Source organism: Streptomyces sp. NPDC001292, from assembly GCF_042896465.1.
Taxonomy (GTDB): domain Bacteria; phylum Actinomycetota; class Actinomycetes; order Streptomycetales; family Streptomycetaceae; genus Streptomyces.
On sequence record NZ_JBIAXG010000016.1, the window covers coordinates 22,123 to 43,790 of the forward strand.

The window sequence follows — 21,668 nt, forward strand, 5'->3', positions numbered from 1 at the left end:
GCGCTGGGGGACTCAGTCGGCGTCCTCCAGCGTCTTCGCCATGTTGACGAAGACCTTCGCGGCCGGCACCAGCCGGCCCTGCCGCACCGTCTGAACGGACACGTCGGCGTTGGTGAGGCGGGCGAAGCCGGTGGAGGCGAGCAGGTCGGACAGGCGCCAGCGCAGCGGCGGGGTCAGCCCGCCGGTGCGGACCTCGAGCCCGCCGTCGAGGGTGCGACGCACGGTGGAGGCGCTCACCTCCCCGTCGCCGATCTGCTCGAGGACGGCCCGGAGGACCGTGTAGGCGATCCACGTGGTCTGCACCCCGGCGTCCTCGGGGTCGACGCGGTTGTCGCCGAAGGCCGCCTCGTTGATCACCTTCTTCATCCCGTCCCAGCGCGAGTCGCTCGCCACCGGGTACCAGCCGGTGAGGTACGCCCCCTCGTACGGGCCGGACCGCCCGCCACTGGCGTCGATCACGGTCTGGTCGACGCTGCCGAGCACGGCGGCGGTGCGCACCTCCGGATAGGTGTCGCGCGCGCGGCGGAAGGAGTCCATGAAGATGTTCGTGCGCTCTCCGAGAGCCGGGATCACGCAGCCCGTCCGCGCTGGGTCCGCGCTCGCCTGCCGCAGCGCCAGATCGGCCTGGCCGGAGTATTCGGTGGCGTCCTCGGCGGCCCGCTGGTCGTGGGCCGGTTCGTGGCCGCCGGCCCGCAGTCCCGCGTTGAGCAGCCCGGGCAGCTCGTCGCCCGCGATGGTGTCGGGCCGTACCAGGGTGACCGGGCCGCACTGCCCGGCGAGCTCCTTGCCCAGACCGGCCAGCAGGGCGGGCTGGCCGCCGTTGACGGGGTAGGACAGGGCGCGGGTGAACTCGGTGGTGGTGACGCCGTAGCCGCCGATGTACGGGATGCCGGCCCCCTCCAAGGGCGGGAAGAAGGAGTCGCTGTACTGGCTGTAGGAGCCCACGACGGCGACCGCGTTCTCCTTGACGGCGCGCCGGGCGCACTTCGCCGCGGCCACGCCGTCGTTGCCTTCGTTGCAGGTCAGGACGTTGAGCTTGCGGCCGGCGATGCCGCCGTGGGAGTTCACCCAGCGGGCGTAGGCGCGGGCCATGGCGGGCATGCCGGGTTTGTTGGTCGCCCGGGTGTTCTCCGGGGCCCACGTCATCACGGTGACGGAGCCGTCCCCGGAGCCCCCCGTGGCACCGGGGACGATTCCGCAGCCGGCGGCGAGCGAGGCACAGGCCAGCAGAGTCCCCGCCGGCAGCAGGGTTCTTCTCACGGACCGGGTGAGGGTGGGGAGGAATGTGCCACGGGAGCTTCGCCTGCCGGTCATGCTCACGCACGATTCCGTCACATCGCCAACCCGTTGATGACTCTCGGTAGACAGGCGGTGGCGCATGGGTGAATTGCGGGGGCAGGCGGGGCCCCTGGGGCGGAGAACGTACGATCGATGACCGTGCAAGGTTCGGAGAACTCTTCCCGTCGCGGCCGTCGCTCCTCCACCATGGGCGGCATGCCACTCAACGACATGCCGTGGTGGCGCTGGCGCAGCAATGTGCGCTCCGCGCTGCACATGCTCTCCGACCCGGTGTTCCAGCGGGACGTCTGGCTGGCAGGCGTCGAAGGGTACGGCGACGTGACCGACGCCGTCTACCGCCTGGTCGAGGACACCTGGCTGGACAACTGGTCCGCCGAGAAGTACGTCGGCACGATCTTCCGGGACTCCCAGGAGGCGGCGCTCGTCGACACCGCGGTTCTGCGGGTGCTGCGCATCATGCACCAGGTCGGCCCGGACGCGCCGGTGTCCGCCTACCTCGACCATCATGGCTGGCCGGAGGCGGTGCGGGCGGCCCGTGACGCGCACGTGCGTCTCGCGGCGAGCGACGGCGAGGACCCGGAGGCGCCGCCCCGCAGCCTCGAGGTGCTGCGGATCCTGACCCGGTCCGCTTAGCGGACGCCGGACCGCGGACGGGCCCGGACGTGAGACCCTGTCCCGCATGAGCGAGCAGTCCCCCCGAGCCGCCGCGGCGCAGGCCGATCAGTACGTCCTCATCCTCTCGTGCCCGGACAAGCAGGGCATCGTGCACGCGGTGTCCAGCTATCTGTTCATGACGGGCTGCAACATCGAGGACAGCCAGCAGTTCGGCGACCACGACACGGGACTGTTCTTCATGCGGGTCCACTTCTCGGCCGAGGCTCCCCCGCTGCTCGACGCGCGGGAGGTACCCCCGGTGACGGTGGACAAGCTGCGCGCCGGCTTCGCGGCGATCGGCGACTCCTTCGGGATGGACTGGCAGATCCACCGGGCCGACGAGAAGATGCGCGTCGTGCTGATGGTCAGCAGGTTCGGGCACTGTCTGAACGACCTGCTCTTCCGGGCCCGGATCGGCGCGCTGCCGGTGGAGATCGCGGCGGTGGTGTCCAATCACACCGACTTCGCCGAGTTGGTGGGGTCGTACAACATCCCCTTCCATCACATCGCGGTGACCAAGGACACCAAGTCCGAGGCCGAGGAGCGGCTGCTCGAGATCGTGCGCGAGGAGAAGGCCGAACTGGTCGTCCTGGCCCGTTACATGCAGGTCCTCTCCGACGACCTGTGCAAGCAGCTCAGCGGCCGGATCATCAACATCCACCACTCCTTCCTGCCGAGCTTCAAGGGCGCCAAGCCGTACCACCAGGCGCACGCCCGGGGCGTGAAGCTGATCGGCGCGACGGCGCACTATGTGACCGCCGACCTCGACGAGGGCCCGATCATCGAGCAGGAGGTCGAGCGGGTGGGCCACGACGTCACCCCGGACCAGCTGGTCGCGATCGGCCGGGACGTGGAGTGCCAGGCGCTGGCGCGCGCGGTCAAGTGGCACGCGGAGCGCCGGATCCTGCTGAACGGGCGCCGGACGGTGGTCTTCGCGTAGCGCGGTCCGTGGAGCCGGCCGCCGGCGGGCTCACATACGGCTGAGCGACGCCGCCGCGCACAGCACGTCCTGGATCGCCTCACGGTCGCCGACCTGACCGGCCGCCGCCTCCCGCGGGGCCACGTGCCCGGCCGCCAGCCGGCAGAACTCCACGCCGTCCAGCGCCACATGGGCCACCTCGTGGTCCGCGGAGCCCACCGCTCCGGGCGAGTCGAGCGGGATCAGCCACTGGCCGCCGCCCAGCCCCTCGATCTCCAGCCGCAGACTGCGTCCGGGTTCTCCCGCGGCCACCACGTGCCGGGCATGGGCGGGGGAGGCGAACCCGGCCTGCCGCCGGGCGGCCAGCACACCCGGCAGCATCCGGGCGGCGAGGTCGATCATCCGGTGCAGGTGGCGCGGGGCCGGCGGGTCGTGCGGGTAGTCCACCGCCTCCGCGATGTCCTCGGCGTGCACCCAGCACTCGAAGGCGCGGTCCAGCATCGCGTCGGGCAGCGGCAGGTCGAAGGCGCCGTACGGCACCGACGGCTTCTTCGCGCCGCTCGCGGCGAAGGAGACCGTCCGTACCAGGGCGTGCGTCTGCTCCCGCCACGGCGTCCGCACCGAACGGGTCGGCGGGGGGTGCGCGGTCCGCGCCTCCGTAGCCGGAGGGCGTGCCGGGGGTGGCCCTTCTGTCCCACCTGGTCTTTCGCTTTCAGGTCAACTTGGATCGAACACGACCGAAGATGACCGAAACAAGCCCCTGGCGGAACGGACCCGGTTTGCTGTACGGCGTTTGGGGGAACGGCCGCTGGGCAGCCGCGCGGAAAGAAGCGTAAGGACTGGTTCCGTTTCCGAGCGGTTCCGGGGAAGTTCCGGCTGACGGAGGGCGGGCCGTGGCGTTCAAGGTGACCGACGACGAACAGGGCGAGTGGAGCGTGCTCCGGGTCGCCGGCGAACTGGACCTGATGACCTCGCCGGTACTGCGCCAGAGAGTGCACGAGGTGGTGGCCCAGGGGCATCACGACCTCGTCCTGGACCTCTCCGAGGTCTTCTTCTGCGACTCCAGCGGCGTCGGCGTGCTCATCGCCGCCCGCCGGCTGATCCGCTCCTGCCAGGGCCGGCTGCGCCTGATCCTCCCGGCCCGCGGCGCGGTCGACGGCTCCCACGTCAACCGCGTCCTCGGCGCGCTCGGTGTCCGGCGCCTGTTCGACGTCTACCCGGACCTGGCGGCGGCGGTGGACGACGAGCCGCTGTCCGCCTGAGCGGCAGGCCGCCCCGGCGGTCACCGCCGTCCGGTCGTCACGAGTCGGGCCGCCGTTGTCCCGGAATTCCCCCGGTCCTGGCACAACCGTGGTTTTGTGCCCAGGACCGCTCTTCGCGTCGTACGCTCCCTGCCAGACGCAACCCCACACGTAAGGCGGCCCGTAAGACATGGTCAGCAGCGAGTACGAGCGCAGGATCGCGGCGCGGTTCGCCACCTTCGACCAGGACGGCAACGGCTACATCGACCGCGAGGACTTCGGCGTGGCGGCCCGCTCGCTGCTCGCCGAGTTCGCCACCACCGCCCGTTCCGACAAGGGCCAGGCCCTGTACGCCGGCGCGGAGGCCTTCTGGCAGGGCATGGCCGGAATCGCCGACCGCGACGGTGACCAGCGCATCACCCGGGAGGAGTTCGTGACCGGCGCCGTCAAGCGCCTGCGCGACAATCCCGATCGGTTCGCCGAGATCGCCCGTCCCTTCCTGCATGCCGCCCTGGCCGTCGCGGACGCCGACGGCGACGGCGCCGCCACCGTAGAGGACACCGTGCGCGTCCTCCGGGTCCTCGGCGTGCCCGAGGAGGCCGCCCGGCCCATCGCCGCCGCGCTCGACACCGACGGCGACGGCAGGGTGGGCGAGCAGGAGATCGTGCCCGCCGTCGCCCGCTACTTCACCGTCCCCGAGTAGCAACCGTCCAACCACCTTCGCGCAGCCAGTACTTGAGACCCCTCCGCAGCGCCTCGCCCCGCGGAGGAGGCCGCCACGCGCGTGCGGGCGCCGAGTCACGCAACACGCCCGGGCGCATGAGCAGTTCGGAGCGCCGATCGGTGCCTTCCGGGCCGCGCGGTACGCCGCGGCACAGGCCGCCGGACGCGAATGTCACCGATCGTGGCACTGCGCCATCACGGACCGTTGATGCCGGGTTGTGTCCCGCGCGCGACTCGTCACGTCCCGGAGTCGCCGTCGTGCTCGGGTACCTTGTGTCAGATGCGAGTGCTTCCGAGCCCGAGCCAGCCCATGACGAGCGTCGCACAGTATGCCGCACGGGTACTCCTTCGCGCGGGAATATGCCCGAAGCGCTTGTTGCGGTGACGATACGTCAACCATGCTGTCTTTCAAGGGAGTCACGTTCCGTGACCCTTGCTCTGGCTGTTGTTCTGGCCATGCAGAAAATGGCTACGATCGTGGCCTCGTGAGGCGCGAGGCTGTGTGTCCGCCGGTTCGGATGGTGTGAGCGGTGCAGGTGCTTCAAGTGCAGCTGGAGATCCGGCCCGACCCCGCGGAGGTGGGGCGAGCCCGGCGGTGGGCCCGCTCCCGGCTCGCCGGGTCGGGGATAGCGGCGGACGAGCCGCTCGCCGAGACCCTGGTCCTGCTCGTCTCCGAACTGGTCACCAACGCCGTGGTGCACACCGGTTGTCCGGCCGTGCTGCGGCTGTTCCTGTCCGGGGGGCCGGCCGGGGCGGCCACCGTGCGCCTGGAGGTGGCCGACGCCAGCACCCGGGCTCCCGTGCCGCGCTGCCCGGGCGACGAGTCGACCGGCGGCCGCGGCCTCGCCCTCGTCGACGGCCTCGCCGACCGGTGGGGGTGGTGCCCGGAGGGCGTGGGCAAGCGCATCTGGTGCGAACTCGACCGCTGCGCCACGACCGTGGACGCGGCGGAGACGGCGACGAGCCGCGGGCGTTCGGCCCCTGCGTACGAGGGTCTGGCCTACGGGACTTGTGGGGCCTACGGGGGTCTGGCGTACGGGGCGGTGTAGGGCCGGCGCGGTGCGGGGGAGCCGGCGATGGCCGGCGTTCCCCGAATCGTCCCCGCGTTCCCCGAATCGTCCCCGCGTTCCCCGAATCGTCCCCGCGTTCCCCGAATCGTCCCCGCGTTCCCCGAATCGTCCCCGCGTTCCCCGCGGTCTCGGTGTCCTGGCGTCCCGGTGTCCCCGGTGGCGGGGTCGTGCGCCGGGAGATGCTTCTGTGCGCGCCCCGTTGCGATGGGGCATAACGGGTAAATCGTCAGGGCGGTGTTGACGCATCGTGTCCGCTTGATCACGCTTGTGGTCAGCGATTCGCCGCGAGGGGACGACGAGGGCTGGGGCACCGGAAGCCCTCGACGAGTGTGGGTCGTGATGTCGGCGCCGACCGGTCCCTTCAGGGTCCGAGGGGGTGGGACCGGAGCGCCGGGATCGGATGGCGGCGCGCGCTGCCGTGCTCGGGGCGGGCAGGGGCGCGCCGCCAGCCGGGTCGGCCCTGCCGGTCGGAGCGCCCCGGCGCTTGTCCACAGGCTGTGGACAAGCGCCCGGGCCTCAGACCTCCGCTCCGGTCCGGGGGGAGCCGCTCACCCGGAAGGTCCGCCGATAGGCCGTCGGTGTGACCCCGAGCGCCGTCTGGAGGTGCTGCCGCATCGACTGTGCCGTGCCGAAGCCGGCGTCCCGGGCCACCTGGTCCACGGACAGGTCCGTGGACTCCAGCAGGTGCCGGGCCCGTTCGACGCGCTGCCGGGTGAGCCACTGCCCCGGACTGACCCCGGCCTCCTCACGGAAGCGCCGGGTGAAGGTCCGTACCGACATCGCCTCCCGCGCGGCCATGTCCTGCAACCGGATGGGCTCGTGCAGGCGGCCCAGCGCCCACGCGCGCGCGGTGGTCGTGGTGGCGAGCTGCGGGTCGGGCACCGGCCGGTGGACGTACTGCGCCTGACCGCCGTCGCGGTGCGGCGGTACGACGGTCCGCCGGGCCACCTCGTTGGCGACCGCGGTGCCGTGGTCGCGGCGCACCATGTGCAGGCACAGGTCGATCCCGGCCGCGACGCCCGCCGAGGTCAGCACGTCGCCGTCGTCGACGAACAGCACGTCCGCGTCCACCTCGACCCGCGGGAAGACCCGCTGGAAGCGGTCGGCGTCGGCCCAGTGCGTCGTGGCGCGCCGCCCGTCCAGACGGCCCGCCGCGGCCAGCACGTACACGCCCGTGCAGATGGAGGCGAGCCGGGTGCCGGGCCGGATGTGCGCCAGGGCGGCGGCCAGTTCCTCGGTCAGCACGCCCTTCTCGTAGACCGGGCCGAGCTCGTACGAGGCCGGGACGATCACGGTGTCGGCGGTGGCCAGGACCTCCGGCCCGTGCGGCACGTGGATCGAGAAGTCGGCGTCCGTCTCCACCGGCCCGGGCGGCCGGACCGAGCAGGTGACGACCTCGTACAGATGCCGTCCGGCGGCGTCCACGGGCCGCCCGAAGATCCGGTGCGGGATGCCCAGCTCGAAGGGCAGCAGCCCGTCGAGGGCGAGGACGACGACGCGGTGCGGGCGGAAGTCCGTGGTCCTGTCCATGGCCCGATCCTAGCGAATGCTGTCCGTCGGGCCACTGGAAGAGGCTTGGCCGGGTGCCGGAAGCTCTATGGCGTGACCCAGACAACCGAACCCGCGTCCGCCACCGCGGCCCGAACGCCGTCCGCCCGCGGCGCGGCCCGCGTCCACCGAGCGTGGTTCGTCGCCGCCGTCACCTTCGTCACGATCACCGGTGCCGCGGCCTTCCGCTCGCTGCCCGGACTGCTCATCGACCCGCTGCACCAGGAGTTCGGCTGGTCGCGGGGCACGATCGGCGCCGCGGTCTCGATCAACCTCGCGCTGTACGGGCTCACCGCGCCCTTCGCCGCCGCGCTCATGGACCGCTTCGGCGTCCGCCGGGTGGTCGCCGCCGCGCTCACGGTGATCGCCGCCGGCTCGGGCCTGACCGTGTGGATGACCGCGGCCTGGCAACTGTGGCTGTGCTGGGGCCTGCTGGTCGGTCTCGGCACCGGCTCGATGGCGCTGGCCTTCGCGGCGACGGTCACCAACCGCTGGTTCACCGAACGGCGCGGCCTGGTCACCGGCATCCTCACCGCCGCCTCCGCCTCCGGCCAGCTGATCTTCCTGCCGGTCCTGTCCTGGACCGTCCAGTCGCACGGTTGGCGCCCGGCCGCCGTCACGGTGTCGCTCGCGGCCCTCGCCGTCGTCCCCTTCGTCTGGCTGCTGCTGCGCGACCACCCGGCGGACGTGGGCGTCAAGCCGTACGGCGCCGAGGAGTTCGTACCGAAGCCGGCGCCCGTGCGCGGGGCCGCCCGCCGCGCCCTGACCGTCCTGTCCTCGGCGGTGCGTACCGGCCCCTTCTGGCTGCTGGCCGGCACCTTCGCCATCTGCGGCGCCTCCACCAACGGCCTGATCCAGACCCACTTCGTGCCCGCCGCCCACGACCACGGCATGCCCATCACGGCGGCCGCCTCGCTGCTCGCGGTCATCGGCGTGTTCGACGTCGCGGGCACGATCGCCTCCGGCTGGTTCACCGACCGCTTCGAACCGCGCCGCCTGCTCGCCGTGTACTACGCGCTGCGCGGTGTCTCGCTGCTGTTCCTGCCGATGCTTCTGGCGCCGAGCGTGCACCCGCCGATGGTCTTCTTCATCGTCTTCTACGGCCTCGACTGGGTCGCCACCGTGCCGCCCACCCTCGCCCTGTGCCGAGAGCACTACGGCGAGGACAGCGCGATCGTCTTCGGCTGGGTGCTCGCCTCCCACCAGGTCGGCGCGGCGCTGGTCGCGTACCTCGGCGGCCTCGCGCGGGACGTCTTCGGTTCCTACGACGTGGTCTGGTACGCCTCGGGCGCGCTGTGCGCCGCGGCGGCCCTGATGGCGCTGGTGATCCGGCGGCGGCCGTCGGCCCTGAGCCCCGCGGTCGTGTGAAGCCCCCGGCGGCAAGCAGTCTGACGGTACGTCAGGAACAGCGTGCCGGTCAGGCCGGCAGCCGGGAGACCCGGCGGCCGCCCTTGCGGGCGTTCTCCTTCGCGATGGCCCCGGCGATCCGCTCGGCGTCGAGGGCCAGTTCGCGGAGCATGCCGCTGATGGGGTTGGTGAAGCCGGTGAAGTACAGGCCGGGCGCGTTCTCGGGCGTACGGTGGCCGCGGACGACCGGCCTGCCACGGGAGTCGAGCACGTCCAGATGGCCGACCAGCCCTTCCAGGGCGCGGACGTAGCCGGTGGCGGCGACGACGGCGTCCGGCTGGATGCGGGTGCCGTCGGCGAGGAGCACCTTGCCGCTCTCGAAGCCCTCCACGGCGGCCACGACCTCGACCCTGCCCTCGCGGACCGCGTCGACGAGACCGACGTCCTGGACCGGGATCGAGCCCTCCTCGACCCGCGCGTACAGGCCGGTGCGGGGACGGGGCAGGCCGTGCGCCGACAAGTCCGGCACGCTCAGCCTCGCCACCGGTCTCGCGAGCACGTCGACGAGCCGGACCGGCAGCCGCCGCACGAGCACCCCCGTGTACTGGGCGGCCCATCCGGCGGTCGAGCGGCGCACGATGTGCGGGGCGGTGCGCACCGACAGCCGTACGCGCGCGGCCCCGCCCTCCACCAGGTCCACGGCTATCTCCGCGCCGGTGTTGCCGACGCCGACGACCAGCACGTCACGCCCGGCGTACGGCTCGGCGTTGCGGTACTCGGAGGCGTGCACGAGCTCGCCCGGCCCGTCCTGGTACGTCTCCCGGCCGGGCCAGTCGGGTACGCGGGGCGTGTGGTTGTGGCCGGTGGCGACGACCACCGCGCCGCCGGTCAGCTCCCGTCCGCCGGAGGCGCGCAGCAGCCAGCCGGTGCCGTCCGGCGCGGGCTCGACGCGGGAGACCTCGACGCCGGTCACGATCTCCAATTGGTGGTGCTCGGCGTACTTCTCCAGGTACCGCACCACGTCGTCGCGCGCGACCCATCTGCCGAACCGGCGCGGCATCGGCAGCCCGGGCAGCGTGGACAGGCGCCGGGTGGTGTGCAGGTGCAGCCGGTCGTAGTGCCGCCGCCAGGACGCCCCGACCCGGTCGGACCTCTCCAGGACGACCGCGCGCATCCCCCGCGAGCGCAGCGCCTGCGCCGCGGCCAGGCCGCCCGGACCGCCGCCGATGACGTAGACGGGACGGTCGGCGTGCCACGCCGCGGAGACGGTGGTCGAGTCGGTCATGAGCGCGAGAGTAATCGCCCGTCTGGTTGATGGGTCTCGGTCAACGCCGGAATCGATTGCAGGTTGATCACAACTGAACGACCGTACGTTCACAACTGAACGAGTGTGCGATCCGGGCGCACGGCGTTGTCCAATGGGCCGGTGACCGCCGACCTCCGTGACCCAGGGAACCTCGCGACCGTACGGACATCGGGGCACGGGCTGCTGCTGCGCCCGTGGGAGCCGGAGTCCGACGCCGACGTGCGGGCGTGGCTGCGCGGCATCACCGACCCGGAGTTCCGCCGCTGGAACACGCCGCTCGTCCCCGTCACGGACCTCACCGGCGCCCGCGACTCCCTGCGGGCCCGGGCCGCGCGTGCGCGGGAGGGCTCGAGCGTGTCCTTCCTGATCGCGGACGCCGAGAGCGCCACGACGCTCGGACGGATCAGCGTGAACGACATCCGCCCGCTGCTCGGCGTCGCGAGGACCGGTTACTGGGTCCTGCCCGAGGCCCGCGGACGCGGGGTCGCCACCCGGGCGCTGAAGCTGGTGGCGGGCTGGGCGTTCGGCGAACTGCGCCTGCACCGACTGGAACTGGACCATGCCGCCGGACACGGGGCGTCCTGCCGCGTTGCCGAGCGCTGCGGCTTCCGGTACGAGGGCACGATGCGCGGCGCGATCTTCGAGGCGGAGCGCCGCGACGCCTTCCGGGACGCGCACCTGCACGCGCGTCTCGTCACGGATACGGAGCCGGGCACCCCGTGAGTTCGCAGGCGCCGGACGGCCGTGGGCAGGACCATGGGGCATGCCTTCCGACGACTGGTACCTGACCGACGACGTCGAGGAATTCCTGGCGCGCGCAGGGGAGTTCCTCCGCTCACGGCCCGCACCGCACACCGTGCACCTGACGGTGACGGAGAACCTGCGCTCACGCGGCAAGCGGCTCTACGGGGACGCCGACCCGGAGTTCGGCCTGCTGGCCGGAGACGGCGGGGCGGGCGTGCGGGCCGCCTTCCTCCGCACGCCGCCTCATCCGGTCGTCCTCACCGCTCTGACCGAGGAGGAGGCCGCCGTGCTGGCGGCGCGGCTGGCGGGTCCGGGACGCGAGGTGTCCGGTGTGTCGGCGGATCGCGACACCGCCGCGGCGTTCGCCGGCGTCTGGCGTCGACTCACCGGCGCCGAGGTCATGCTGCGGCAGCGGATGCGGCTGTACCGGCTGGGCGAGTTGACCGTGCCGCGGCCGGTCCCGCCGGGGCGGGCGAGGGTGGCGGGCGAGCCGGACCGCGAGCGACTGGCCCGGTGGTACCGGGAGTTCTGCGCCGCCGTCGGCGAACCGGCCGTCCAGGAAGCGGAGCCCTGGGCGGACGAGCGCGTCCGACGTGGTGACGTCATGTTCTGGCAGGACCCGGACGGGACGCCCGTCGCCATGGCCGGGACGGCTCCGAAGGTCGCCGGGCAGGTGCGGGTGGTCGGCGTCTACACACCGGCGCACCTGCGCGGGCGCGGGTACGGGGGCGCCGTCACGGTCGAGGTCAGCCGGGCCGCGCTGGAGTCGGGCGCCGAGGAGGTGCTGCTGTTCACCGACCTCGCCAATTCGACCAGCAACGGCCTCTACCAGCGGATCGGCTACCGGCCGGTGTCCGACTTCGCGGTGTACGACTTCGGGTGAGCCGGGTCAGGGCCACAGCAGTTCGCGGGCCCAGCCGTCCGGCGTACGGCGGTAGCGGAGCCGTACGTGGCGGCGCCGGGCGTCGCCCTGGAAGAACTCGGCCTCGGTGGGCTGGAGTCGGTAGAGGGTCCAGGAGGGGACCTCGATGTCCGGGGCGCTCCGGGCCCGCTCCCAGGCCGACTCCGAGGCCCGGGTCAGCTCGTCCAGGGAGTCCAGGACCTCGCTCTGGTGGCCGGTGAGGGCGGCGGCCAGGGCGCCTGTCGAGCGGGCGTGCAGGTCCGAGTGGGCCTCTTCCGGCGTGGCGGCCGTGACCGGGCCCCGGACGCGGACCTGGCGGCCCCGGACCGGCCAGTAGAAGGCGAGGGCGGCGTGCGGACGGGCGGCCAGGTGGCGGCCCTTGCAGCTGCCGGCGTGGGTGGCGAAGGACCAGCCCGCGGCGTCCGCGCCGTGCAGCATCACGATGCGGACGTCCGGCCGGCCCTCCTCGTCCGTGGTCGCCAGCGACATCGTGTGCGGCTCGGGCTGCCCGGCCGCCGCCGCCTCCGCCAGCCACCGCGCGAAGAGGGGCAGGGGCGTGGCGGGTGCCGCCGCGGGGTCGAGAGCGGGCAGTTCGGTGAACTCCGGGTCCCATACGCGAAGTGACGTGAGCAACTCGTGAAGATCCGGTTCCATGCCCCGAGTATCCCCCCGCCCGGCGTCGCGGCTCAGCTCATCTGAGCCTCCGGGGCCTCTTGGACATCCTGGGCCTCTTCGGTCGCCTGCTTCTCGCGCGGCGCCTGTTCGGCCGCGTCCCGCACGCGGGCGTCCTCGCGCAGCCTGTGCCGGGCGCGGCCCCGGCGGGCGCGGACGACCGCACCGACGGTGACGGAGATCAGCAGGACGAGGAGGAGCAGCAGCGTCCACGGGACGGCCCAGCCGTGCGCGGTGGCCCGGACCGGATCGAGCGAGGTGGTGGAGCCCGAGGCGTCGGTGAACAGGCGAGTGAGGGCGGCGGCCGCGGTCGGGCTGACGCCGGGCGTCACGCGTGCACGGGCACCCCACAACGCAGCAGGCGGCGGTCCACTCGGGTGGACCGCCGCCTGCCTGACAGGACTTGGGGCCTGGAGGGAGTCCGAGGCCGGGGTGCGGGCTACCGCGTCGGCTTCTTGCCGGTGATGCCCAGGTGCACCAGGAGCGCCAGGTTCGGCCTCAGCTCGGCCTGCTTCACCCCCGAGACGAAGCCCTTCTGGTGCGAGGCGACCGCCGCGAGCATCGCGACCAGCGAACCGGCGATCGCGGCCGGATTCACGTCCTTGTCGACCCGGCCCTTGGACTGGAGTTCGGTGACCGAGTCCGCCAGGGAGTTGTTCACGGAGTTGAGGATCTTCATACGGATCTTGTAAAAGCGCTTGTCGCCCTCGGCGGCGCCGAGATCGATCACGCGCAGAATGGCGTCGTTGCGGCGCCAGAACTCGAGAAACCCGTCCACGAGTTCCTGCGCCGTCTGCCAGCCGGCCTTGCCGGTCCACGACCGGCCCTCGAGCAGCTCGGCCAATCCGGCGCCCTCGGCGGTCATTTGCTCGGCGATCTCCAGAACGGCGCCCTCGACGTCGGGGAAGTATTGATAGAAGGTCGCGGGCGAAGTGCCCGCCTTCCTGGCGACATCGATGACCTTGACGTCCCGGTAGGGGGAGGAGCTGAGCATCTCGCTGAGGCAGTCGAGCAGCTTCTGCCGGGTCGCCTGCCCACGTCGACCGGCCACGCGGCCGTCGACGGTACGCACTTGTCCTGTCATGTCGTCAGCTTACCGAGCAGTGATCGGAGCGCGATTCGGCCGACTGCAAATGGGGTGCGTGGGCTCAAAGAGGCTGGTGTGCCTGGTCTGCGGGCCGCGCGGGACCCGGCTAGTTTGGCGACATGGCCGAAAACAGGGCATCCGCGAGCACAGAGGGCGTCCCTTGCTGGGTGGACGCGCAGCTTCCCGACGTCGAGGCGGGAAAGCGGTTCTACGGTGAGCTCTTCGGGTGGAGCTTCGCGGAGGAGACGTACGGCCGGTCCGTACCGGCCCGGCTGGAGGGGGAGCCCGTCGCCGCGCTCTCGCCGAAGACGGACGGCCGTATGCCCACCGTCTGGACCGTGTACTTCGCCACCCCGGACGTCCGGGCGCTGGCCGAGCGGATCCGGGCCGGCGGCGGGCAGGTCGTGACCCCGCCCGCCCGGGTCGACGGCCTGGGCACGGCCGCCCTCGCCGCCGATCCCGAGGGCGCGGTCTTCGGGCTGTGGCAGCCGGACAGCCACCAGGGCTTCGGCAGACGCCACGAGCCGGGCACCTTCGTCTGGGCCCAGCTGTACGCCCGCGACACCGAGGCCGCCAACGTCTTCTACGGCGGACTGTTCCACGACGCCCTGTTCGGGCCGGGTGCCGAGCCCGACTTCGGCCGGGCCGCCGTCTCCGACGTCTTCCCGCCCGAGATGCCGCCGCACTTCCTCGTCCACTTCCGGGTCGCGGAGACGGAGGCCGCCCTCGGCGCGGTCGTCCGGCTAGGCGGGCGGGTGCAGGTGCCGCCCTTCGGGACGTCGTACGGAACCGTCGCCGTCGTCGCCGACAATCAGGGGGCGTCCTTCGCCGTACTGGAGAGGTGAACGGAGAGGTGAAATCCGCCCCCCGGCCAGGAAGAGGGGGCTTTGCGGCGTGACATCCCGATGTGTCGCCGGGTTCGCAACCTGTGCGCCGGACAGGAAGAATCAGGGTGCGTGCCGCCACGGCGGTGCGGTGGTGAGACGCTGCACTTCGGTCGCGTACATATGTGGGTGGCGCGGCTCGTACGGGGAGGTGGCAGGCAAGTGGTGGATCAGCTGACGCAGCACGACCCGCGGCGGATCGGGCCGTTCGAGGTGCTGGGACGGCTGGGTGCCGGCGGCATGGGGCTGGTCTATCTCGCGCGCTCGGCGTCCGGCCGGCGCGTGGCGATCAAGACCGTCCGGACCGAGCTGGCCGAGGACCAGCTGTTCCGGGTCCGCTTCACGCGTGAGGTGGAGGCCGCGCGGGCGGTCTCCGGCTTCTACACGGCCGCGGTCGTCGACGCCGACCCGCGCGCCGCCGTGCCGTGGCTGGCCACCGCCTACGTCCCCGCGCCCTCCCTCGAGGAGATAGTGACCGAGTGCGGTCCGCTCCCGGCCCAGGCGGTGCGCTGGCTGGCGGCGGGCGTCGCCGAGGCGCTCCAGTCGATCCACGGCGCCGGGCTCGTCCACCGCGACCTGAAGCCGTCCAACGTCCTCGTCGTCGAGGACGGGCCGCGGGTGATCGACTTCGGGATCGCCTCCGGTGTCTCGAACACCCGGCTGACCATGACGAACGTCGCCGTCGGCACCCCCGCGTACATGTCCCCGGAGCAGGCCAAGGACTCGCGCAGCGTCACCGGCGCCAGCGACGTCTTCTCGCTCGGCTCGATGCTGGTCTTCGCCGCCACCGGGCATCCGCCCTTCCACGGCGCCAACCCGGTCGAGACCGTCTTCATGCTGCTGCGCGAGGGCCCCGACCTGGAAGGGCTCCCGGACGAGCTGCGTCCGCTGATCGAGTCCTGCATGCAGATGGAGGCCACCGCCCGGCCCAAGCCGGCCGACCTCCAGGCCCAGCTCGCCCCCCATCTGTTCGGCTCCGGCTCCGACGACAGCGGTACGGCCTCCGCCTGGCTGCCCGAACAGGCGGTCGGCCTCATCGAGTCCCGCCGCGGCGGCCGCCTGGCCGTGCAGCCCGCCGCGCCCGGTCCCCGCGGCGGCGGCCGGGCCCCCGTACCGCCCCCGCCCTCGCACAGCCCGGCCGTCCCGGCGGCGCCCGGGCCCGTGCCGACGGGCGTCCCCGACTCCGGTCCCGTGCGGCTGGCCGGCGCCCAGGTGCCGATCGGTCCCGGGCCGCGCGTCGCCGACGCCCGTGCCGCCGCCGTCAAGGCGCCCCCGCCCGAGGCGGGCCTGGCCGCCACCTGGTCCAGGCCGCACCCCGGCGTCAACGGCGCCGACCCCGCCGTACCGGCCGCGCCGCCGGAGACCCCGGCCGGCTGGCGGCCGTGGCGCTTCCGCATGTCCAACGACGTCTGGGGCACCCCGTCCGTCGCGGACGACCTCGTCTACGTCACCTCCTTCGAGGTGCACGCCCTGGACGTGGCCACCGGCCGCCGCCGCTTCAAGACCCGCGACGTGGCCTGGTCCATGGCGGTCGCCGACGGCCGGGTGCACGCCTCCGACGGGCCCACCCTGTTCGCCCTGGACGCTCGTGAGGGCGCCGACCTGTGGCGGTTGCAGACCGACTCCTGGGTGTACTCCCTCAAGGCCGACCGGGGCACGGTCGTCACCGGCACCCGCGGCGGGGGCGTCCAAGCCTGGGAGGCCGCCGGCGGCCAGAAGCTGTGGGAGATCGCCGGCTGCCAGACCGACTTCGAGTCCCCCGAGGCCGGCCCCGTCGTCCACGACGGCACGGTGTACGTCTGGCAGGACGCCCGCCTGCGCGCCCTGGAGGCCCGCACGGGCGAGGAGCGCTGGTCCTACCCGATCGGCGACGCGGCCTCCTGCGGCGGCGTGCCGGTGCGCGTCACCCCGGCCCCGGACGGCTACGTCTACGTCTGCGCCGGCACCCGTGTGCTCGCCGTGGACGTGGCGAGCGGCCACGTCCGCTGGCACTTCGAGGCCCCCGCGGTCTTCCTCAGCCCGCCGGCCTTCGCGCCGGGCCCGGCGGTGAGCGGCGGCGGCATCTACCTCGCCGACTATCTCGGCACCGTCTACGCCCTCGACGCCACCGACGGCCGCGACCGCTGGCGCATCGCCACCGAGTCCCGCGCCTCCGTCGCCCCCGTCCTGGTCGCCGCCGGGCACGTCCATGTCGGCAGCGGCAGGGGCCTGTACACCCTGGACGCGGTCACCGGCACGCCCAAGTGGCGCTTCCAGGCGGGCGGAGAGATCGTCGGCTCCCCGGCGGTCGCCGAGGGCCGTATCCACTTCGGCTCCACCGACCACCTGCTGTACACGCTCAAGGCCGACGACGGCCGGCTGCGCTGGAAGCTCGCCACCGGCGGCGAGATCACCGGCTCCCCGGTGGTCAGGGACGGGGTCGTGTACGCGTGCAGCAAGGACCGCTGCGTGTACGCCCTGGACGCCGAGAAGGGGACGGGAACCGCCCGCACCACCTGATCCCGCGCCGCGGCGGTGTGGTGACGGCCGTCGTACGGGATGCACGGAAAGGGCCTCCGACGACGGCCGTCGGTACTGGTCAGCGGTGCTTTCGTCACCACTCACGCATACGACGCTACTCCGCGTGCGGATCCGTCGCCACGCGAGACTCGTTGAGCCGCCGTTGCGCCGATAGGGTGATCGCATGCAGACACGGGGGCGCAGGATCAGGTTCACGGCGGTACTGGCGGTGGTGGTGCTCGCGCTGACGGGCTTCTCCCAGGGCCACGGGCACGGGCGCGGCCGGCACGGCGGCGGGAGCGGGGGCGGGGGCGGGGGCGGGTGCAGCAACTCGCGTCAGGACCACGACAGTTCGACGTCGAACGGCTCGTACGGCGGCTCGTCCAGCGGTTCTTACGGCGGCTCGTACGGCGACTCGGACGACGACGGCGGGACCAGCGGCACCGGCGGGACGTACAACCGCCGCCCCGGCTATCGCTCGACGCCCACCTCCCCCAGCGGCACCGGCAGGAGCCGCGGCCTGCGGGACGCCACAGTGAGGCTGATCAGCTGCGCGACGGAGAAGAGGCCGTTCGCGACCGTCGAGATCGCCAACCCCAACGACAGCAAGGCCGAGTTCCAGGGCTGGGTCACCTTCTACGACACCGAGGGAACCCTGCTCCTGAAGAACTCGTCCCGGGTGGTCTCGGTACCCGCGAAGGGAAAGGCGACCACCGAGGTGAAGCTGGGCGAGAGCCTCCTGTCAACGGTCGACCACTGCGATGCGGACCCCACGGCCTCGCCCAGGAACTGAGCACCCGCCGCCGGCCACGTCCAGAGACAGGTGGAGGGTTTGGGCGACCACTGGGAGCGAGCTCGCCGAGTGAGGCGAGTGTCCCGGCGAGGTGACTCTGCCGGGGTTGTTCAAGTGCGTCATGGGACGGGGGCGCCTGAGGCGTTGCCCCATGCGGCGGTGGGCTGAGCCTGTGCTAGGCCCCACCGGGATGATCGCATTGGGCTGGATCAGGGGTCGTGCTTGTCCTACGGCGTCGCGGTGATGTGGGTGTCGTTCGGCGTCGCGGTGATGTGGGTGTCGGCGAAGGCCGGTGCCGAGGCACCGCCAGCGGTCGCCGCCGCGATGGCGATGGTGACGAGGATCCTGGTGGCCTGGCTCATTCCAACTCCTCTGCGGAGGGAGGGTTACCTGAACACCGAGTGACGCTCCAGGGGGCAACTGTTCGAGTGGATCGAACGGTTCATGCCACGGATCGGCGTGAAGCGGCTGCAGGAATGCCTCGGCCGCGGCGGCACCCCCTCGATGCCACCGCGGCCGTTCCCCCGTGTCGAGATGTCTCCGGTCAGGCCTTCTCGCCCGTGGCGTGGTTGTCCAGCGGGGTCATGGTGCCGCCCGTGGCGTGGTTGTCCGTCGGAGCCACCGTGCCGCCCGTGGCGTGGTTGTCCAGCGTGGTGACGTTCTCCAGGTCCGTCGCGTGGTTGTCGAGCGGCTTCACCACGGAGTCCTTCTTGGCATCGCTCATTGACTTGCAACTCCCGTTCATTGATGGGCGATGCCCGTCCGGCGGCTCCCCCGAGGGCCGCCGGACGGGCCTATCAGGGCCGTTCACCCTAGCGGTGTTGATCACCGCTGACCCGCCTGCCCCCCGACGCAACGGATCGACCACTTGAGAGTGCCTTGCCGCGATAAACGAACGATGAACGAACCGCCGGGAGTTATGCGGCAGCGGCGGGCGTGAGGAGGAGCCGCAGGTCGGCGGCCTCGACGGAGCCGAGTTGCTCGTATATACCGAGGGCTTCCTGCCAGCATGCCTGCGCTCGACCGGTCTGTCCCAGCCCGCTGAGTGCGCGGCCGAGGACGGTCAGGACGTTTCCGCGCCGCCACTCGCCTCCTATTCCGCGCAGGACCGAGAGCGCCTGCTCGGCCAGGGCGGCGGCTTGAGCGGGCTGTTGCCCGGCGAGGTGAGCCTCCGCGAGCCGGAAGAGCGTCATCCCTTCCCAGAGCCGTTGCCTGCTGTCGCGGAACACCTCCAGGGCTTCGGTCAGTCGATCGACGGCGGCGTCCAGTGCTCCCTGCCCGGTGAGTGCCAGTCCCAGCGCGTAGCGGCCGTTCGCTCCGCGCAGGGTGTGGCCCAGCCGGTCATAGATGACGATGCCCTGCTGGGCCAGTTCCACCGCGCTGCCGACTTGGCCCATGGCCAGGTGGATCCGGGAGAGGTTGCAGAGCGCGCTGGCCTCTCCCGCGAGGTTCCTGTCCAGGCGGAAGCTCTCGATGGCCTGCCGCAGATAGGCCTCGCCATCCGCGTGACGGCTCTGGTAGAGCGCGATGATGCCCCGGTCGTTGGCGGCCCAGCAACTGGGTGCCAAGTCGCCTGCGACTTGAGCGAGTTCCATAGCCAGGCGTGCTTCTTCGTCCGCCTGGCCGAAGCGCCCGGCCACCAGATGGACGTTGGTGAGCGTTGTGAGGGCACGGCTCCGGACCTTCGTGTCATCCCCTCGGACGGCTGCGTCCTGGAGGGTCAGGGCGGCCGCTTCGTACTGCTTGGAGTTGGCGCCCGATTCGGCGAGATCCTTGGCCGCCCAGAGCAGATCCACCGCACGGCGGAGCATGGGGCCTCTCGCGCATTGCTGGATGAACGCCAGCACAGCGTGTGCCTCCGAGTACAGCCAGTCCTGGGCCTGATGCCGGTCCTGGAACGCGAGCCCCGGGTAGCGCGTGGCCTCCAGGTGATCCACCAGGCGGTCCCCCGGCCGTTCGATCGCGTAGACGGCCGCCGCCGTCGCCAGGTAGAAGTCCAGCAGGCGCGACATCGCCGCCTCGCGTTCGCTCGGCGGGTGTTCGTCGCGTTCCGCGCAGGCGCGGGCGTAGAGGCGGACCAGGTCGTGGAAGCGGTAGCGGCCGGGGGCCGCCGACTCCAGGAGCGAGGTGTCGACCAGGGACTCCAGCAGGTCCTCGGTGGCGTCCACCGGCAGGTCCAGTACGGCGGCCGCCGCCTCCAGGGACATGTCCGGGCCGTCGGCCAGGCCCAGCAGGCGGAAGGCCCGGGCCTGGGCCGGCTCCAACTGGCCGTAGCCCAGCTCGAACGTCGCCTTGACCGCCAGGTCGCCCGCCTGGAGCTCGTCCAGCCGCCGCCGCTCGTCCGCGAGTTTCGCCGCCAGGACCGACACCGTCCAGGTCCGCCGCGCCGCCAGCCGGGACGCCGCGATACGGATGGCCAGCGGCAGGAAGCCGCACGCGGCGACCACGTCGAGGGCCGCCTCGCGTTCGCCCGCCACCCGCTCCCCGCCCACGATCCTCGTGAACAGGGACAGCGCCTCGTCGGGGCTCATCACGTCCAGGTCCACCAGGTGCGCGCCCGCCAGGTCCACCATCCGCACCCGGGACGTGACCAGGGCCGCGCAGCCCTCCGTCCCCGGCAGCAACGGCCTGACCTGGGCCGCGTCGCGCGCGTTGTCCAGCAGGACCAGGACCCGGCGGCCGTCCAGCACCGACCGGTACAGGGCCGCGCGTTCCTCCAGGGAGTCCGGGATCGCAGAGTCCGCCGTGCCGAGGGCGCGCAGGAAGGACCCCAGCACTGTCTCCGGTTCGGCCGCCCTCGGACCGGCGCCCTGGAGGTCCACGTACAACTGGCCGTCCGGGAAGGCGGCCCGCGCCTGGTGGGCCACGTGGACGGCCAGCGTCGTCTTGCCCACGCCGCCGATCCCGGCCAGCGCCGATACGGCCATCACGCGTCCCTCGGCCGAGGCCAGCACCTCGCTCAGCTCGGCCACGAAGGAGCTGCGGCCCGTGAAGTCCGGTACCGTCGCAGGGAGTTGGGCGGGACGCACCGCGACCAGCGCCGGTTCGGCCATCGGGGAGGACGGCTCGGCGAGGGCCGGGTCGGCCTGGAGGATGCGCTGTTGCAGTTCGCGCAGTTCGGGGCGGGGGTCCACGCCCAGCTCGTCCGCCAGCAGGCGCCTGGTGTCGGCGTACACCGCCAGCGCCTCCGCCTGCCGGCCGCTGCGGTACAGCGCCAGCATCAGCAGCTCGCGCAGGCGTTCCCGCAGCGGGTGCGCCGCGGTGAGCGCCGTCAGCTCCGAGACGGCCTCCGCGTGGCAGCCCTGTTCGAGGTCCATGTCCAGGCAGGACTCGAGGAGTTGCAGGCGCCATTCCTCCAGTCGCACCCGCTGCGCCTCCGCGTACGGCCCGGGTACGCCGGCCAGCGGCTCCCCGTCCCACAGGGCGAGCGCCCGCCGCAGCAGCTCGCGCGCCCGGCACAGGTCCCCGGCCGACCGGGCCTTGTCGGCGCGGGCCGCGTGCTCCTGCGCCTCGGCCAGGTCCAGCGCGCCCTCGCCCGCCCCGCGCACGGCGTACCCGCCCGACTCGCTGACCAGCACCCCCGGGTCCAGCGCCTTGCGCAGCCGGGAGGCGTACGTCCGCACCGCCGCCAGCGCCTGCGAGGGCGGTTCCTCGCCCCACAGCGCGTCGATCAGCTCGGCCGCGGTCGCGGTGCGGCCCTCGCGCAGCAGCAGCGCGGCCAGCAGGGCCCGTTGCTGCGGTGAGCCGGTGGGCAGGGGCTGCTCACCGCGCCAGGCGCGCACCGGACCGAGCACGCTGAAGCGCAGCGTCGCCGATCGCTCGGGACCCCGCTGCTCAGGCACTCGCGGTACACCTTCCATCGCTGCCCCCTGGCCCCCTGTCGAACCGTCAACAACCAGAGCCAGTTTGCCTTGTTCACGGCAGATGCGTCAGCTCCCGGAGACCGTGATCACAGGCAAGCGCATCCCGCGACACAAGCCC

At 72.6% G+C, this 21,668-nt stretch carries 20 protein-coding genes and 1 pseudogene; 11 read left to right on the top strand and 10 right to left on the bottom strand.

Annotated elements, in window-relative coordinates; translation table 11 throughout:
• Window positions 1-12: 12 nt before the first annotated feature.
• Window positions 13-1,314 (bottom strand): ABC transporter substrate-binding protein, encoded by a 1,302-nt coding sequence (locus ACFY4A_RS18565; RefSeq protein WP_390830470.1) that lies wholly within the window; start codon window positions 1,312-1,314, stop codon window positions 13-15.
• A 117-nt stretch (window positions 1,315-1,431) separates the two neighbouring features.
• On the opposite strand from ACFY4A_RS18565, the gene ACFY4A_RS18570 reads away from it, so the two are divergent.
• The gene (locus tag ACFY4A_RS18570) at window positions 1,432-1,932 is read left to right on the top strand and encodes a hypothetical protein (RefSeq protein ID WP_390830472.1); all 501 of its coding nucleotides are present in this window, start codon (window positions 1,432-1,434) and stop codon (window positions 1,930-1,932) included.
• Between the two features lie 46 nt (window positions 1,933-1,978).
• Window positions 1,979-2,893, top strand: coding sequence for a formyltetrahydrofolate deformylase (gene purU / locus ACFY4A_RS18575; RefSeq protein WP_390830473.1), 915 nt, complete (start codon window positions 1,979-1,981; stop codon window positions 2,891-2,893).
• A 30-nt stretch (window positions 2,894-2,923) separates the two neighbouring features.
• On the opposite strand, the pseudogene ACFY4A_RS18580 reads toward purU, so the two are convergent.
• Window positions 2,924-3,535, bottom strand: a pseudogene (locus tag ACFY4A_RS18580) (MDMPI N domain containing protein); the annotation flags it as partial.
• A 230-nt stretch (window positions 3,536-3,765) separates the two neighbouring features.
• On the opposite strand from ACFY4A_RS18580, the gene ACFY4A_RS18585 reads away from it, so the two are divergent.
• The 3 genes from ACFY4A_RS18585 (at window position 3,766) to ACFY4A_RS18595 (ending at window position 5,885) form a co-directional block, all read left to right on the top strand.
• The gene (locus ACFY4A_RS18585; protein WP_390830474.1) at window positions 3,766-4,134 is read left to right on the top strand and encodes an STAS domain-containing protein; all 369 of its coding nucleotides are present in this window, start codon (window positions 3,766-3,768) and stop codon (window positions 4,132-4,134) included.
• Between the two features lie 169 nt (window positions 4,135-4,303).
• A complete protein-coding gene (locus ACFY4A_RS18590; RefSeq protein ID WP_390830475.1) occupies window positions 4,304-4,816 on the top strand; it encodes an EF-hand domain-containing protein in 513 nt (170 codons plus the stop codon).
• Between the two features lie 565 nt (window positions 4,817-5,381).
• Window positions 5,382-5,885 (top strand): ATP-binding protein, encoded by a 504-nt coding sequence (locus tag ACFY4A_RS18595; RefSeq protein ID WP_390830582.1) that lies wholly within the window; start codon window positions 5,382-5,384, stop codon window positions 5,883-5,885.
• A gap of 537 nt (window positions 5,886-6,422) precedes the next feature.
• On the opposite strand, the gene ACFY4A_RS18600 is transcribed toward ACFY4A_RS18595, so the two are convergent.
• The gene (locus ACFY4A_RS18600; protein WP_390830476.1) at window positions 6,423-7,436 is read right to left on the bottom strand and encodes a GlxA family transcriptional regulator; all 1,014 of its coding nucleotides are present in this window, start codon (window positions 7,434-7,436) and stop codon (window positions 6,423-6,425) included.
• A 72-nt stretch (window positions 7,437-7,508) separates the two neighbouring features.
• On the opposite strand from ACFY4A_RS18600, the gene ACFY4A_RS18605 reads away from it, so the two are divergent.
• Complete coding sequence (locus tag ACFY4A_RS18605) at window positions 7,509-8,822, top strand: MFS transporter (RefSeq protein ID WP_390830477.1); 1,314 nt, start codon at window positions 7,509-7,511, stop codon at window positions 8,820-8,822.
• A 49-nt stretch (window positions 8,823-8,871) separates the two neighbouring features.
• Here ACFY4A_RS18605 and ACFY4A_RS18610 read toward each other — a convergent pair whose 3' ends face one another.
• Window positions 8,872-10,086, bottom strand: a complete 1,215-nt coding sequence (locus ACFY4A_RS18610; RefSeq protein ID WP_390830478.1) for a flavin-containing monooxygenase — start codon at window positions 10,084-10,086, stop codon at window positions 8,872-8,874.
• Window positions 10,087-10,227: 141 nt separating this feature from the next.
• On the opposite strand from ACFY4A_RS18610, the gene ACFY4A_RS18615 reads away from it, so the two are divergent.
• Window positions 10,228-10,830, top strand: coding sequence for a GNAT family N-acetyltransferase (locus ACFY4A_RS18615; RefSeq protein WP_390830479.1), 603 nt, complete (start codon window positions 10,228-10,230; stop codon window positions 10,828-10,830).
• A 40-nt stretch (window positions 10,831-10,870) separates the two neighbouring features.
• Window positions 10,871-11,734 (top strand): GNAT family N-acetyltransferase, encoded by an 864-nt coding sequence (locus ACFY4A_RS18620; RefSeq protein WP_390830480.1) that lies wholly within the window; start codon window positions 10,871-10,873, stop codon window positions 11,732-11,734.
• A gap of 6 nt (window positions 11,735-11,740) precedes the next feature.
• On the opposite strand, the gene ACFY4A_RS18625 is transcribed toward ACFY4A_RS18620, so the two are convergent.
• The 3 genes from ACFY4A_RS18625 to ACFY4A_RS18635 all read right to left on the bottom strand — a co-directional run bounded on the left by ACFY4A_RS18625 (window position 11,741) and on the right by ACFY4A_RS18635 (window position 13,496).
• Window positions 11,741-12,406 carry a pyridoxal 5'-phosphate synthase gene (locus ACFY4A_RS18625; RefSeq protein ID WP_390830481.1) on the bottom strand — a complete coding sequence of 222 codons (666 nt, stop codon included), beginning with the start codon at window positions 12,404-12,406 and terminating at the stop codon, window positions 11,741-11,743.
• A gap of 32 nt (window positions 12,407-12,438) precedes the next feature.
• Entirely contained in the window at window positions 12,439-12,756 is a 318-nt protein-coding gene (locus tag ACFY4A_RS18630; protein ID WP_390830482.1) for a hypothetical protein, read from the bottom strand.
• 107 nt (window positions 12,757-12,863) lie between these two features.
• Complete coding sequence (locus ACFY4A_RS18635; RefSeq protein ID WP_390830583.1) at window positions 12,864-13,496, bottom strand: TetR family transcriptional regulator; 633 nt, start codon at window positions 13,494-13,496, stop codon at window positions 12,864-12,866.
• A gap of 134 nt (window positions 13,497-13,630) precedes the next feature.
• Between ACFY4A_RS18635 and ACFY4A_RS18640 the strand changes: the two genes are divergently transcribed.
• The 3 genes from ACFY4A_RS18640 to ACFY4A_RS18650 all read left to right on the top strand — a co-directional run bounded on the left by ACFY4A_RS18640 (window position 13,631) and on the right by ACFY4A_RS18650 (window position 17,687).
• Window positions 13,631-14,356 carry a VOC family protein gene (locus ACFY4A_RS18640; protein WP_390830483.1) on the top strand — a complete coding sequence of 242 codons (726 nt, stop codon included), beginning with the start codon at window positions 13,631-13,633 and terminating at the stop codon, window positions 14,354-14,356.
• A gap of 201 nt (window positions 14,357-14,557) precedes the next feature.
• On the top strand, window positions 14,558-16,894 hold the full coding sequence (locus tag ACFY4A_RS18645; protein WP_390830484.1) for a PQQ-binding-like beta-propeller repeat protein: 2,337 nt from the start codon (window positions 14,558-14,560) through the stop codon (window positions 16,892-16,894).
• Between the two features lie 184 nt (window positions 16,895-17,078).
• The gene (locus ACFY4A_RS18650; RefSeq protein WP_390830485.1) at window positions 17,079-17,687 is read left to right on the top strand and encodes a hypothetical protein; all 609 of its coding nucleotides are present in this window, start codon (window positions 17,079-17,081) and stop codon (window positions 17,685-17,687) included.
• Window positions 17,688-17,914: 227 nt separating this feature from the next.
• Here ACFY4A_RS18650 and ACFY4A_RS18655 read toward each other — a convergent pair whose 3' ends face one another.
• The 3 genes from ACFY4A_RS18655 to ACFY4A_RS18665 form a co-directional block, all read right to left on the bottom strand.
• Complete coding sequence (locus ACFY4A_RS18655; protein ID WP_390830486.1) at window positions 17,915-18,049, bottom strand: hypothetical protein; 135 nt, start codon at window positions 18,047-18,049, stop codon at window positions 17,915-17,917.
• Between the two features lie 182 nt (window positions 18,050-18,231).
• Entirely contained in the window at window positions 18,232-18,411 is a 180-nt protein-coding gene (locus tag ACFY4A_RS18660) for a hypothetical protein (protein ID WP_390830487.1), read from the bottom strand.
• A 193-nt stretch (window positions 18,412-18,604) separates the two neighbouring features.
• Window positions 18,605-21,547, bottom strand: coding sequence for a BTAD domain-containing putative transcriptional regulator (locus tag ACFY4A_RS18665; protein ID WP_390830488.1), 2,943 nt, complete (start codon window positions 21,545-21,547; stop codon window positions 18,605-18,607).
• Between the last annotated feature and the right edge of the window lie 121 nt (window positions 21,548-21,668).